10 protein-coding genes are annotated in these 13,479 nt (G+C 69.0%); 4 read left to right on the top strand and 6 right to left on the bottom strand.

Translation table 11 applies throughout. From position 1 onward, the window contains the following. Positions 1 to 32 precede the first annotated feature (32 nt). Together gyrB and BLR02_RS13105 are read left to right on the top strand one after the other, a co-directional pair. Positions 33 to 2,480, top strand: coding sequence for a DNA topoisomerase (ATP-hydrolyzing) subunit B (gyrB, locus tag BLR02_RS13110; protein ID WP_090663514.1), 2,448 nt, complete (start codon positions 33 to 35; stop codon positions 2,478 to 2,480). Between the two features lie 156 nt (positions 2,481 to 2,636). Further along, positions 2,637 to 4,265, top strand: coding sequence for an ABC transporter substrate-binding protein (locus BLR02_RS13105; RefSeq protein WP_090565070.1), 1,629 nt, complete (start codon positions 2,637 to 2,639; stop codon positions 4,263 to 4,265). A gap of 54 nt (positions 4,266 to 4,319) precedes the next feature. Here BLR02_RS13105 and BLR02_RS13100 read toward each other — a convergent pair whose 3' ends face one another. The 4 genes from BLR02_RS13100 to xseA form a co-directional block, all read right to left on the bottom strand. Continuing rightward, positions 4,320 to 5,297, bottom strand: a complete 978-nt coding sequence (locus BLR02_RS13100) for a Bug family tripartite tricarboxylate transporter substrate binding protein (RefSeq protein WP_090565073.1) — start codon at positions 5,295 to 5,297, stop codon at positions 4,320 to 4,322. Between the two features lie 204 nt (positions 5,298 to 5,501). Beyond that, positions 5,502 to 6,260, bottom strand: coding sequence for an SDR family NAD(P)-dependent oxidoreductase (locus tag BLR02_RS13095; RefSeq protein WP_090663513.1), 759 nt, complete (start codon positions 6,258 to 6,260; stop codon positions 5,502 to 5,504). 52 nt (positions 6,261 to 6,312) lie between these two features. Next, entirely contained in the window at positions 6,313 to 7,119 is an 807-nt protein-coding gene (locus BLR02_RS13090; protein WP_090663512.1) for a M23 family metallopeptidase, read from the bottom strand. After that, on the bottom strand, positions 7,116 to 8,573 hold the full coding sequence (xseA, locus tag BLR02_RS13085) for an exodeoxyribonuclease VII large subunit (protein ID WP_090663511.1): 1,458 nt from the start codon (positions 8,571 to 8,573) through the stop codon (positions 7,116 to 7,118). Before xseA ends, BLR02_RS13090 begins: the two co-directional genes overlap by 4 nt. 44 nt (positions 8,574 to 8,617) lie before the next feature. Here xseA and purD point away from each other — a divergent pair, with 44 nt between their 5' ends. Further along, positions 8,618 to 9,886 (top strand): phosphoribosylamine--glycine ligase, encoded by a 1,269-nt coding sequence (purD, locus tag BLR02_RS13080; protein ID WP_090663510.1) that lies wholly within the window; start codon positions 8,618 to 8,620, stop codon positions 9,884 to 9,886. Positions 9,887 to 9,942: 56 nt separating this feature from the next. Here the strand turns inward: purD and BLR02_RS13075 are convergent, their stop codons facing one another. Beyond that, positions 9,943 to 11,961, bottom strand: a complete 2,019-nt coding sequence (locus BLR02_RS13075; RefSeq protein WP_090663509.1) for a TRAP transporter permease — start codon at positions 11,959 to 11,961, stop codon at positions 9,943 to 9,945. A 168-nt stretch (positions 11,962 to 12,129) separates the two neighbouring features. Between BLR02_RS13075 and BLR02_RS13070 the strand changes: the two genes are divergently transcribed. Next, positions 12,130 to 12,732, top strand: a complete 603-nt coding sequence (locus BLR02_RS13070; protein WP_090565084.1) for an HdeD family acid-resistance protein — start codon at positions 12,130 to 12,132, stop codon at positions 12,730 to 12,732. Between the two features lie 15 nt (positions 12,733 to 12,747). Here the strand turns inward: BLR02_RS13070 and BLR02_RS13065 are convergent, their stop codons facing one another. Further along, positions 12,748 to 13,305, bottom strand: a complete 558-nt coding sequence (locus tag BLR02_RS13065) for an HNH endonuclease (RefSeq protein WP_090565086.1) — start codon at positions 13,303 to 13,305, stop codon at positions 12,748 to 12,750. Positions 13,306 to 13,479: the final 174 nt, after the last annotated feature.

Below are 13,479 nucleotides of genomic sequence, written 5' to 3'. Positions count from 1 at the left end.
CATAGCGATGACCCGAGGAGCTTGCCGCCGGCATGAACGATGACGCCGTGCGCGCCGAATCCACCCCGACCGGAGCGTCGGGCGCCGATTACAACAGCGCATCCATCACTGTCCTGAAGGGACTCGAGGCCGTCCGCAAGCGGCCGGGCATGTATATCGGCGACACCGATGACGGCTCGGGCCTGCACCACATGGCTTTCGAGATCATCGACAATGCCGTGGACGAGGCGCAGGCCGGCTATGCCACCCGCGTCGAGGTCACGTTGAACGGCGACGGCAGCGTCACCGTGCGCGACGACGGCCGCGGTATCCCGGTCGACATGCATGAGGAGGAGGGGGTCTCCGCCGCCGAGGTGGTGCTGACCCGCCTGCATGCCGGCGGCAAGTTCAACCAGAACTCCTACAAGGTCTCCGGCGGCCTGCACGGTGTCGGCGCCGCGGTGGTCAACGCCCTGTCCGAATGGATGGAGGTGAAGATCTGGCGCAACGGGATCGAGCACTTCATCCGTTTCGAGCATGGCGACACGACCGAGCCGCTGCGCATCATCGGCGCCTCGCCGGAGCGCACCGGCACCGAGGTCACCTTCAAGCCCTCGAACGGCACCTTCACCAAGGTGGAGTACGATTTCGCCGTGCTGGAACGGCGGCTGCGGGAGCTCGCCTTCCTGAATTCCGGCCTCGCCATCGCGCTGAAGGATGACCGGCACGTCCCGGCGCAGGAGATCTTCTTCCAGTTCCGCGGCGGCCTCACCGCCTTCGTCGAATGGCTCGACCAGGGGAAGGAGCCGCTGTTCCGCCCGCCCATCGCCGCCATCAGCAAGGAGAGCGAGGGCATCCGCGTCGAGCTGGCGATGTGGTGGAACAACTCGCCGCGCGAGGTGGCGCTCTGCTTCACCAACAACATCCCGCAGCGCGACGGCGGCACGCACCAGGCGGGATTCCGCCAGGCGCTGACCCGCGTCGTGATGAAGTATGCCGAGGAGCTAGCGAAGAAGGAGAAGGTCGAGCTCATCGGCGACGACATGCGGGAGGGGCTGACCGCGGTCATCTCGGTGAAGGTGCCCGACCCGAAATTCTCCTCCCAGACCAAAGACAAGCTGGTCTCCTCCGAGGTCCAGCCGGTGGTGCAGGTGGCCGTCGCCGATGCGCTCTCCCACTGGTTCGAAACGCATCCGAAGGAGGCGAAGTCCGTCCTCGAGCAGGTCGTGCTCTCGGCCGCGGCGCGCAAGGCGGCGCAGCTGGCGCGCGACAAGGTCGGCCGCAAGAACGCCCTCGAATTCAGCACGCTGCCCGGCAAGCTCGCCGACTGCCAGGAGCGGGACCCGAGCAAGTGCGAGCTCTTCCTCGTCGAGGGCGACAGCGCGGGCGGTTCGGCCAAGCAGGGGCGCAACCGCGCCTATCAGGCGATCCTGCCGCTCAAGGGCAAGATCCTCAATGTCGAGCGGGCGCGGATGGACAAGATGCTGTCCTCGGCCGAGATCGGCACGCTCATCACCGCGCTCGGCACCGGCATCGGCCCGGGCGAGCCGGCCAAGGGCGGGTTCGACCCGAACAAGCTGCGCTACCACCGCATCGTCATCATGACGGATGCCGACGTGGACGGCAGCCATATCCGCACCCTGCTGCTGACCTTCTTCTTCCGGCAGATGCCGGAGCTGCTGGAGCGCGGCCATCTCTACATCGCCCAGCCGCCGCTCTACCGGGCCAAGCGCGGCAATGACGAGCGCTACCTGAAGGACGACCGCGCGCTCGAGGACTACCTGCTGGAGAAGGCGCTGAACGGCGCCACGCTGCGGCTGGCCGATGGGCGCGAACTTGCCGGGCCGGAGCTGCGGGCCGAGATGGAGGTGCTGCGTCAGGTGGCGAGCCGCGTGCGCCGCCTCGCCGCCCATGTGCCGAGCGAGATCGTCGAGCAGGCCGCCGTTGCCGGCGCGCTGACGCTGGAGCCGGAGCGGGCTCTGGCGGCGGCGCAGGTGCTGGCGGCTCGGCTCGACGCGCTGGCTTCGCCGAGCGAGCGCGGCTGGAAGGCGACGGCCGATGCGGGCGGGCTCATCCTCTCGCGCATCGTCCGCGGCGTCACCGAGCGCCATGCGCTGAATCCGACCGCGCTGCGCAGCGCCGAGGCGCGCTGGCTCGATGAGCGGCGCGAGACCCTCGCGCGCGAATTCGGCGGCGAGGCGGTGATGCAACTCGACAGCACCAGCGCCGCCGTCCAGGGGCCAGTGATGGCCTTCGAGCGAATCCTCCAGCAAGGCCGCAAGGGGCTGACGATCCAGCGCTTCAAGGGCCTCGGCGAGATGAACCCCGAGCAGCTCTGGAAGACGACGCTCGATCCGGCGGTCCGCACATTGCTGCGGGTGAAGGTCGACAGCATGGAGGAGGCGGAGAAGGCCTTCTCGACCCTGATGGGCGATGTTGTCGAGCCGCGTCGGGAGTTCATCGTCGACAATGCGCTGAAGGTGGCAAATCTCGACGTGTAGCGGATTGCCCATGCCGGCACCGAACAGGCGCCGGTTCCTTGGGCTTCCTGCCCAATCGGTGGGCGGACAGGGTAGAGGGGCCTAGATCAAGTCCCGGTCTGCCCTGGTCACGAACTTGCATAGCCTTCCCGGCTGACCGAAAGCTGGGAGACCTTCATGACTTCGACTTTCAGGCGCCGTGGCTTGCTGAGTGGCGCCGGTGCCGTTCTCGCCGCAGGCGCTCTGCCCTTCGACCTGGCCATGGCCCAGGCGGCCGGCGGCACGCTCCGCGTCGGAATGACCGCCGCCGCCGTGCCCCTGACCAACGGCGTGCCGGACCAGGGTGCCGAAGGCCACCGCTTCATGGGCGTCACTCTCTACGACCAGCTGATCCACTGGGATTTGTCGAAATCCGACGCCCCGGCCACGCTGGTGCCGGGCCTCGCCACGGAGTGGCGGGCCGATCCCGCCAATCCGAAGCGCTGGACGTTTACGCTCCGCCAGGGCGTGAAATTCCATGACGGCAAGCCGCTCACCGCTCAGGACGTCGTCTTTTCCTTCGACCGCGTGCTGAAGAGCGACGCGCCGCATTTCGACCAGCGCGCCGCCGCCTTCGGCCGCGTCCGCATCCCGACCGTGGTGAGCTGGGAGGCCGTGGACGAACGCACCTTCGCCCTCGAGACCCGGACCGTCGACAGCACCCTGCCTTACGGAGCGAGCTGGATCGGCATCGTCCATCAGGCTGCCTGGGAGGCTGCCGGCCGCAATTGGGATGCCTACATGGCCAAGGCGGTCGGCACTGGCCCCTGGAAGCTCGAGAGCTTCAACATCCGTGAGCGCGCCGTGCTCGTGCGGAATGCCGAGTATTGGGACGCGAAGCGGGTGCCGAAATGCGAGCGCCTGGTCCTGCTGCCGCTGGCCGAGCCGAATACCCGCGTCGCCGCCCTCCGCTCCAACCAAGTCGATTGGATCGAGGCGCCGCCGCCCGATGCCGTGCCGAGCCTGAAGCAGGCGGGCTTCAACATCGTCACCAACCAGTACCCGCATAACTGGACCTGGCAGTTGGCGACCGCCGAGGGCTCGCCCTGGCGTGACCTGCGGGTGCGCCGCGCCGCCAACCTCGCCATCGACCGCGCGGCGATGAAGGGCATGCTCGGCGGGCTGATGGATGAAGGCGCCGGTCTGCTGCCGCTCGGCCATCCGTGGAACAGCGTGCCGAAATTCAAATGGTCCTATGATCTGGCGGCTGCCAAGAAGCTGATGGCGGAGGCCGGCTTCTCGCCGCGCAACCCGCTGCGGACCAAGATCGGCATCTCGACCAGCGGCTCCGGCCAGATGCAGCCGATGGCGATGAACGAGGCCCTGCAGCAGATGCTGAAGGAGATCGGCATCGAGATCGAGTTCGAGGTCTTCGAATGGAACACCCTGCTGACCATCTGGCGGGATGGCTGGAAGGCGCCTTCGAATCGCGGCATCACCGGGATCAACATCTCCTTCACCGCGATCGATCCGTTCACGGCGATGATCCGCTTCCTCCGCTCCGACCTGACGCCGCCGGCGGGGAATAACTGGGGCGGCTTCGCCAGCCCGGATTATGACGCGCTGATCGGCAAGATCCTCGCCGAATTCGACCCTGCGGCGCAGGACCGGCTGGTCGGCGAGTTGCATGCGAAGATCGTCGACGACGCGCTCTTCCTCTTCGTCGCGCATGACCTGAACCCGCGCGCGATGAACCGGCGGGTGCAGGGCTTCGTCCAGGCCCGCTCCTGGTTCCAGGACCTGACGCCGGTGCGCGTCACCGGCTGACCGCGTCGCGCCTGATCGGCATTCCCCGGAATGTTGGTCAGGCGCCTTCGGCGGTCAGTCGATGGACAGGTTCAGGTGGGCGACCATCCGCTGCTCATACTGCGCCCGTTCCACCGCGAAGGCCGTGTAGTCCCGAGGGCCGAGATACTCGTTCGGCAGGTCGTTCCGATTCATGAATTCCTGGACCCGGGGATGGGACTGCGTGCCCCGGAAGAGCTGGTGCAGCCTCTCCACGATCGCCGGATCCATGCCTTTCGGCCCGGCGATGCCGTAGGGCGAGGTGACCGACATGCCGTAGCCGAGATCGAGCAGGGTGGGCACCTCGGGGAAGCTCTTGAGCCGCTCGCGTGTCCAGACCGCGAGCAGCTTCATCTGCCCGGCCTCGACATTAGGCTGCCAGGAGTTGGAGTTGGCGATGCAGTCGATCTGCCGCGCCAGCAGTGAGGTGATGTTCTCCGCGGTGCCGCGGAACGGCACATGGACCATCTTCACGCCCTCCTTCTCGCACAACTCCTCCATCGCCAGGTGGTTGGAGGTGGCGATGCCGGAGGTGCCGTAGGTGAGCTCGCCGGGCCGCTTGCGGGCCGCGGCCCAGAGATCGGCCAGGCTGTTCCAGCCCGAGGCCGGATGCACGACATGGCCGAAGACGAAGCCGGTCTGCTGCATGATGTAGGTGAAATCATTCACCGGATCCCAGCTTGGCCGCTTGGTCAGGAAGGGGTGCCGGATCACCGAGAGATGGTGGTGCGCGATGGTGTAGCCATCCGGCCGCGCCTGGGTGAGCAGCGCCTGGGCCGCCAGGGTGCCACGCGCCCCGGCGCGGTTCTCGATGATGAGGGGCTGGCCGGTCTCCTGCTGGAACAGCTCCGCCTGGAGGCGCATGAAGCCATCCAGCGTACCGCCCGGCGCCCATGGAATGAGGAAGCGAACCGGCCGGTCGGGGAACCTCGTTTGTCCGATCGCCGGGCAGGCCAGAGCTGTCGTCGCCAGCGTGGCGCTGAGTATGGTTCGGCGGGAAATTACGATCGACATGGGGCCCTCCCGGCTGCGCGCTTTCTGCACGGTTGGACGACACTTCACCCTGCGCGGCGGGGCCAGGCAATATCTTGTCGACATGGAGGGGTTGGGGAGGCGACAAACCCCTGCCCGTGGACGGGGCGCCTGGTTGAGGCTCCGCCCCGGTCAGGAAGCGCCAAGCGTCCTGGCGCTTCCGTGCCTCCATCGGGTCCGGTCCGGCTAAACCGTGCCGCCATCCACCACGAAATGCTGGGCGGTCACCATGCGGCTGTCATCGGCCGCCAGCCAGAGCACCATGCGGGCGATGTCGGGCGGGTAGAGCCGCTCCTTCAGGCATTGCCGATCCATGTTGTCGGCTTCGCTCTCCGGGGTCGCCCATTTCTCCAACTGCCGCTCGGTGAAGATCCAGCCGGGCACCACCTCGTTCACCCGGACACGGTTGGGGCCGAGGTCGCGCGCCAGGCCGCGGGTCAGGCCGCGGATCGCCGCCTTGGCGGTGGTGTAAGCCGGCATCCCGCCCTGCGCCTTCATCCAGGAGACGCTGCCAAGGTTGATGATGGAGCCCTGTCCCGCCTCGATCATCATCGGCGCCACGGCCTGGGCGCAGAAGAAGTGGTGGCGCAGATTCGTCTGCATCCGCTCATCCCAATACTCCGGCTCGACCGTCTCCCAGCCATGCCGGTCATCCCGTGCCGCGTTGTTCACCAGCACGGTGACGAGGCCGAGCCGTGCCCTGACCTCGGCGATCGATCTCCGGAGCGCGGCGATGTCGCGCAGGTCGCAGGGCAGGAAGAGGCTGCCCGTGCGCTCCGCCACCTTCGGCCCACCCTCCCGGTCGAAATCGAGAAAGGCGACCCGGGCACCCTGGGCAGCGAAGTGCTCCACCATGCTGGCGCCGATGCCGCTCGCCCCGCCGGTGATCAGCACCACCCGGTCCTTGAGGCTGGGGTACTGGGCGAAGGCGTCAGTGCTGCTCATCGCGGGCGCTCCGTAGGTGATGCGGTCTGAACCGCCTATCCTCGCCTGGGTTTCAGCCCGTGACCGCCGGCAGGACCGGCTGCGCATCCAGCCAGGTCGAGTACCAGGACAGGCCGAAATGCAGATGCGGCCCGGTGACCCGGCCAGTGGCACCGACCGCGCCGATCCGCTGGCCTACCCCGATCCGCTCGCCTTCCGCGACGGTCTGCTCCGACATATGGGCGTAGAGGCTGTTGACCCCGTGCCCATGGTCGATGACGACGAGGCGGCCGAAGAAGAAGAAATCTGCTGCGAGCACCACCTGGCCCGGGGCGATGCTGCGGATCGGGGTCCCGGTCGGGGCGGCGATGTCGAAGCCGAAATGGGGCTGGCGCGGCTCTCCGTTCAGGATGCGCTGGCTGCCGAAGACGCCGCTGATTCGGCCATGGGCGGGCAGCAGGAAATCCGTCGCGAAGTCAACCCGTGCGCTGTCGGTGGCGCGGGCCGCGGCGAGCCGTTCCCGCTCGGCGGTGATGCGGCGGAGCGCCTCCGGATCCGGGGTCACCTGGGCCGGGGGAAGGCCGGTGATACGCTGCACCGGCCAGTCCCGCCGGGCGATGGTGAGGCGCTGCTGGTCGGTCCGGCCACCCGGCGCGGTGAGGGTCAGCACTGCCTCGGCCGCATGGTCCCGCCCGAAGCCGAAGACGTATTCGCCGCCCGGTCCGACCCGCAGCGCCCTGCCGTCGAGGGCCAGCCGTGTCCCCGGCGTCACCCGGCCGCGGACGAGGCCACCCTGCACCAGGCCTTCGGGGGGCAGAGCCAAGGCCGGTCCGGCCAGCAACAGGGATGGGAGGGCCAGGGCAGCGCGTCGGCCAATCACAGCAGGGTCTCCTGCGTCGGCTCGTCGCGTGGCCGCCGCTTTGGCGCCGGCTTCGTCCCATCCGCCGTGGCCTGTGCCTCGCCATCGGCGAAGGTGAGCACGAGCCGCCCGCCAGGTGGCACGCTCGCTGCGCTGGTGATCGGGGCGCCTTCGGCATCCCGGACCAGGGCGAAGCCGCGCGAGAGCACCGCCTGGAAGGAGACGCTGTCGAGCCGCGCCACCAGCCCTTCCAGCCGCAGCCGCTTCTCCCGCAGCAGCGACTCGACGGGGCCGGTGCTGAAGCGGGCGAGGGGAGGGGCGGCGTGGCCGCGCGCCTCGATCCGCTGCCAAGCCGCCCGGCCACGGGCCTGCAACAGGGCAAGCATCGCCCGGCGGGCCGCGATGCCCTCGCGCGGATGCGGCAGGCGAGGCGCCAGCCGGCCGAGTTCACCCCGCTTCCGTTGGACGAGGCCAGGGAGGGCGAGGGTGAGGCGTTCGCCCCGGTCCTCCAGGCGCTGGCGCATGGCGCCAAGGATGTTCGGCAGGTCCGGCAGGCCGCGCTCCGCCACCATCAGCCGGCGCCGGGCCCGCTCGATCAGGGCACGGCCGAGCTGGAGCAGCCGTGCCTCGGTCTGGGCCAGGTCGGCGAGGAGGTCGGTGCGGGCAGGGATCGCCATCTCGGCCGCCGCGGTCGGGGTCGGGGCGCGGCGGTCGGAGGCGAAGTCGATCAGCGTGGTGTCCGTCTCATGCCCGACGGCGCTGATGAGGGGAATCGGGCTCTCGGCCGCGGCGCGGACCACGATCTCCTCGTTGAAGGCCATCAGGTCCTCGAGGCTGCCGCCGCCGCGGGCGACGATGATGACGTCCGGGCGCATCGCCCCCTGCAGCCGGCCGAAGCCGCGGATGGCGGCGGCAATCTGCTCGGCGGCGCCCTGGCCCTGGACGGCGACCGGCCAGAGCAGGATGCGGCGGGGGAAGCGCCGGGCGATGGTGGTGCGGATGTCCTGGATGACGGCGCCGCGCTCGCTCGTCACCACGCCGATGGTAGCCGGCAGCATGGGCAGGCGTCGCTTGCGCCCGGCATCGAACAGGCCTTCCTCCAGCAGCCGCTTCCGCAGCATCTCGATGCGGGCGAGGAGGGCGCCCTCGCCGGCGAATTCCAGCCGGTCGATGACGAGCTGGTATTTCGAGCGGTCGGCATAGGTGCCGATGCGGCCGGTGGCGATGACCTCGATGCCATTCTCCGGCTTCACCGCGAGCCGCCCGACCGAGGTCTTCCAGATCACCGATTCCAGCTTCGCTGCCTCGTCCTTCAGCGAGAGGTAGATATGGCCGGAGGGGTAGCGCTTCAGCTCGGTTATCTCGCCCCGGACGCGGACGCGGCCGAAACTCTCCTCCAGCGTCCGCTTGATGGCCCCGGCGATCTCGGAGACGGCGAATTCGGGGATGTTGGCCCGGGGGGCGGGTGTGTCCATGCGGCCACCTTATGCTAGAGGCGCCGCAGTTTGGAGGGTTGGCGATGAAGGTCCTGGTGGTCGGTGGCGGCGGGCGGGAACATGCGCTGTGCTGGGCCATGGCCCGGTCGCCGCTGCTGACCAGGCTGTTCTGCGCTCCGGGCAATGCCGGCATCGCCGCCGTGGCCGAGTGCCTGCCGATCGGGGCAGAGGACGTGCCAGCGCTGGTCGGCTTCGCCCGCGCCGAGACGGTCGATTTCATGGTGGTCGGGCCGGAGGCGCCGCTGACCCTCGGCCTCGCCGATGCCTGCGCCGCGGCCGGGATCAAGGTGTTCGGCCCGAGCCAGGCTGCCGCGGCGCTCGAGGGGTCCAAGACCTTCACCAAGCAGGTGGCCGATGCGGGGGGTGTGCCGACCGCCGCCTGGGCCCGCTTCGAGGAGGCTGAGGCCGCCCGCGCCTATATTCGCGCCCAGGGTGCACCGATCGTGGTCAAGGCCGATGGCCTCGCCGCCGGGAAGGGCGTGGTCGTTGCCGCGACCGTCAGCGAAGCCGAGGCGGCGATCGCCGACATCATGGAGAGCCGCGTGCACGGAGCGGCCGGGGCCAGCGTGGTGGTGGAGGAATGCCTGGTCGGCCAGGAGATCTCCTTCTTCGCCCTGTGCGACGGCGAGACGGCGCTGCCCCTCGGCGCGGCGCAGGATCATAAGCGGGTCGGCGATGGCGATACCGGGCCGAATACCGGCGGCATGGGCGCCTATTCCCCGCCACCCGCCTTCACCCCGGCGCTGCAGGCGGAGGTGATGGACCGCATCATTCGCCCGAGCCTGGCCGTCATGGCCCGCCGTGGGACGCCGTTCCGCGGCGTGCTCTTTGCCGGGCTGATGCTGACGGAGGCGGGGCCGAAGCTGATCGAGTTCAATGTCCGCTTCGGTGATCCGGAATGCCAGGCGCTGATGGTGCGGCTGCGCTCCGACCTGCTGGCGGCACTGCTGGCGGCGGCGGAAGGGCGGCTGGGCGAGGTCACGTTGGACTGGGATCCGCGGCCGAGCCTCACGGTGGTGATGGCGGCGGAGGGTTATCCTGGCGCCTACCGAAAGGGCACGAGGATCCGCGGGCTCGACCGGGCAGCGGCGGTGCCTGGGGTACAGGTCTTCCATGCGGGCACGGTGGCGGGGCCCGATGGCGCCGTGCTGGCGAATGGCGGCAGGGTCCTTGGCGTCACCGCGGTCGGCGAGACGCTGCATGCCGCCCGCGACGCCGCCTATCGCGCCGTCGATGCCATCGATTGGCCCGAAGGCTTCTGCCGCCGCGACATCGCCTTCCGTGCTCTTTAAGGCGGGGTTCCAAAGCCTCGTCAGCCATCTGTGAGGGGAGCGACGCTCCCCTCGGCCTACGCCGTCGCCGGCTTCGCCTCTCCTCGCCATTGCAGCGCCAGCAGCACCGCCCCCAGCACGACGCCGATCCAATGCGGTGCCGGGACCGCATTGCCAAAGGCGGCCTCGATCAGTGCGGGGAAGATCATCAGGACGCCAGCGATGGCGAAGCCGATGCGCTCCCACCCCGCCATGGCCCGGCGGGCGAAGCCCTGGCAGGCGGCCGAGAGCGCCGCCAGCCCGGCCGCGGCGAGGAAGACCTGCAGGACCACATCGCCCCAACCCATCCCCGGCTTGAAGGCCAGCAGCAGGCCCACGCCATCTGGGTCGGTGACGAAGACGAAGGGCAGGACGAAGGCAGGCAGGGTGTATTTCCAGGCCTGCAGCGTCGTCCGGTAGGGACCCGCTCCGGTGATTGCCGCGGCGGCGAAGGGCGAGAGGGCGGTCGGCGGCGAGACCTCGGAGAGCACGGCGTAGTAGAAGACGAACATATGCGCCGCATAGTCCGGCACGCCGAGCTTGATAAGCGCCGGCGCCGCGACCACCGCGCAAATGATGTAGCTGGCCGTCACCGGCACGGCGAGGCCGACGATCCAGACGATCAGCGCGGTGTAGAGCGCGGTGACGACGAGGTTGCCGCCTGCGGCCTGGATGGCGATCTCGCTGAATTTCAGCCCGAGCCCGGTCAGGGTGATGACGCCGACGATGATGCCCGCGCAGGCGCAGGTGGCGGCGATGCCGACCGACTGCACGGCGCCCGAGGCCAGCGCCTCCACCAGCTTGCGTGGCCAGAGCGCACTCTCCCGCCGCAGGAAGGAAAGCAGCACGGCGACCACCATGGCGTAGAGCACGGAGAGCGTCGGCGAGTAGCCGAGCACCATGAAGACGACGATCGCCAGCAGCGAGGTGAAGTGAAAGCCGTATTTCTTGGTCAGCGCCCAGGGGCTCTCGACCGGGATCACTTCCCGCTCAGTACCGGCCTTGGCGTGCTGAGCGCCGATGCGGCGCTGGTCGAGCTCCACCATGAAGAGAAGGGAGGCGTAGTAGAGCACGGTCGGCACCGCCGCCATGCGCAGCACCTCAAGATAGCCAATCTTGAGGTATTCGGCGATCAGGAAGGCAGCCGCGCCCAGCACGGGCGGGGAGATGATGGCCCCAAGCCCGCCGGCCGCCAGCAGTCCGCCGGCATCATCCGGCCTGTAGCCGACGCGCCGCATCATCGGCCAGGCGACGGTACCAAGCGTCACCGTCGTCGCCACGCCGGAGCCGGACGGCCCGCCCAGCAGGAAGGAGGAGAGCACCACCGTCCGCCCCGCCGAGGTTGCCTTGCCGCCGGTGGCCGAGAAGGAGAAATCGACGAAGAATTTCCCCGCGCCGCTGAGCTGCAGGATCGCGCCATAGATGGTGAAGAGGATGATGAGGCTGGCCGAGACATCGACCGCCGTACCGAAGATGCCGTCGAGGGTGATGGTAAGGTGCGGGATCAGCCGCTCCGTCCCATAGCCCTGGTGACGCCAGGGTGGCGGCAGCAGGTTGCCGAAGAAGGCATAGAGCATGAACAGCCCGGCGACGACCGGCATCACCCAGCCGGTGGCCCGCCGTGTGACCTCCAGCACCAGCACGACGAGGATCCAGCCGATGACGAGGTCCATCGGCTCGGGGAAGACATAGCGGTCCAGCAGGTCGTCGCCGCCGGCGATCAGGTACCAGGTGACATAGATGCCGGCGGCGAGCAGCGCCCAGTCCCAGGGCATGAAGCGGTGCCGGAAGCGCCGGGCCACCGGGAAGAGCAGGAAGCCCAGCGCCATGGCGAAACCGACATGGACGAAGCGCAGCGTCGTCGTCGGCACGATGTCCCAGGCGGCCCAGAGATGGAACAGCGCCATGGCGAGCGCCACCCCGGTGCCGACCCAGCCGAGCCAGCCGGAGAAGCGGTTCTGCGCGCCTTCCTCTTCCTCGATCAGGGCCTCGAGGCGGGCGGCGGTCTGGTCGTCGAGCGCGCCGGGCGGGATTTCGGGCGGAAGATTGGCACTCATTCTCGGACGGGCTCCTGCCGGCACCGGGGGATGCGGCCGCCCCCCTTTCGGTCCTCATCTACCCGGCGGCGCAGGCTTCGCCCATACCCTACAAAATTGTCACTGGGGGACTTTGATCGCCGGCGGATTTCCTGCGTCTATGGGACGCGCAAGCGAGGGATGCCCCCCATGGCCGTGACCGAGACCCAACCTGCCCCGATGAGCCTGACCGGCCGCTTCCCGCTTGTCCGGATGATGGCGCGCGGCTGGTGGATGTTCATGCTGCGCGGCGTCTTCGCCATCCTGTTCGGCCTGGTGGCCTTCCTGGTGCCGGGCCTCGGTCTCGCCCTTATCCTCGGCTGCCTCGCCGCGTGGATGGCGCTGGACGGGGTCGGCACGCTGTATCAGGCGGTGCGCGGTCCGCCGGAGCGGCATGGCGCCTGGTTCTGGATCGATGGCATCCTTTCCCTGGTCGCTGCCGCGGCGCTGCTGCTGGCCCCCGTCGCCTCCGCCATCGGTCTGGTCTTCCTGGTCGCGGCCTGGTCCGTGGTCGTCGGCGTGATCCGGCTGGTGATGGCCTTCCGCCTCGGCAGCGTGCTGATGGGGCTGTTCGGGGCCATCTCGGTCTTCATCGGCGCCTGGATGATCTCGGCGCCCGGGCCGGGGCTGCTCGCGCTGATCTGGCTGGTCGGCATCCAGGCGGTGGCAACGGGCACGGTGCTGCTCGGCCTCGGCTGGCGCCTGCGCCGCATCGCCCATGACCCGCACGGGCCGGATATGGGGCGGGGCTGATCCCGCCCCGCACCATCACGCTTCCAGGTCGGCGTCCCAGTAGAGGAAGTCCTGCCAGGTTCGATGCAGCTTCTCGCGCGGTGCCTGGCGCTTGGCGGCCTCATCGATCTGGTGGGGCGTCGGCTCGATCGGTGCGCAGCGCAGCCGCAGCCCGCTTTCGCGCAGTGACCGGCTGCCCTTGAACAGATTGTCCCGCTGGCAGCAGGTGACGACATTGGTCCAGGAGGAGACGCCGCCTTTGCTGCGCGGCACCACATGATCGAAGGTCAGGTCCTTCGCCGGCAGGGTCTCGCCGCAATACTGGCAGCTGAACCGATCCCGCAGGAAGACGTGGTAGCGGGTGAAGGCCACCTTGCGTCGCCTGTGGAAGCGCTTCAGCGCGACGACCGAGGGGATGGCGAAGGATCGGCTCGCCGAATGCGCTTCGATCTCATAATCGACGATACGGGTGACGCGGTCCTGCAGCACCGCGACCAGCGCGTCCTGCCAGGACCAGACGGATAGGGGGCCCCAGCTGAGCGGCTGCATATCCGCGTTCAGCACCAGAGTCTGGAGGCTGGAGACATGGGTCATGCCCGCCCCCCGCCCCGGCGTCCCGAACCACTGTGAAGGCTAGTGCCGTCAGGCAAGCGCCGCTCCCTGTTCGGGGCGGGGCCAACCAGCCATGGGGCCTGTCACGGCGGAAAGGCCCCATATTCTGTGGCGCCGCCGATCTACACCCGCATTCTTGCCTGTATGGTTGACGCG

Origin of the sequence: Belnapia rosea, assembly GCF_900101615.1 — a bacterium.
Classification (GTDB): domain Bacteria; phylum Pseudomonadota; class Alphaproteobacteria; order Acetobacterales; family Acetobacteraceae; genus Belnapia; species Belnapia rosea.
This window is presented reverse-complemented; position numbering and strand designations above follow the sequence as displayed.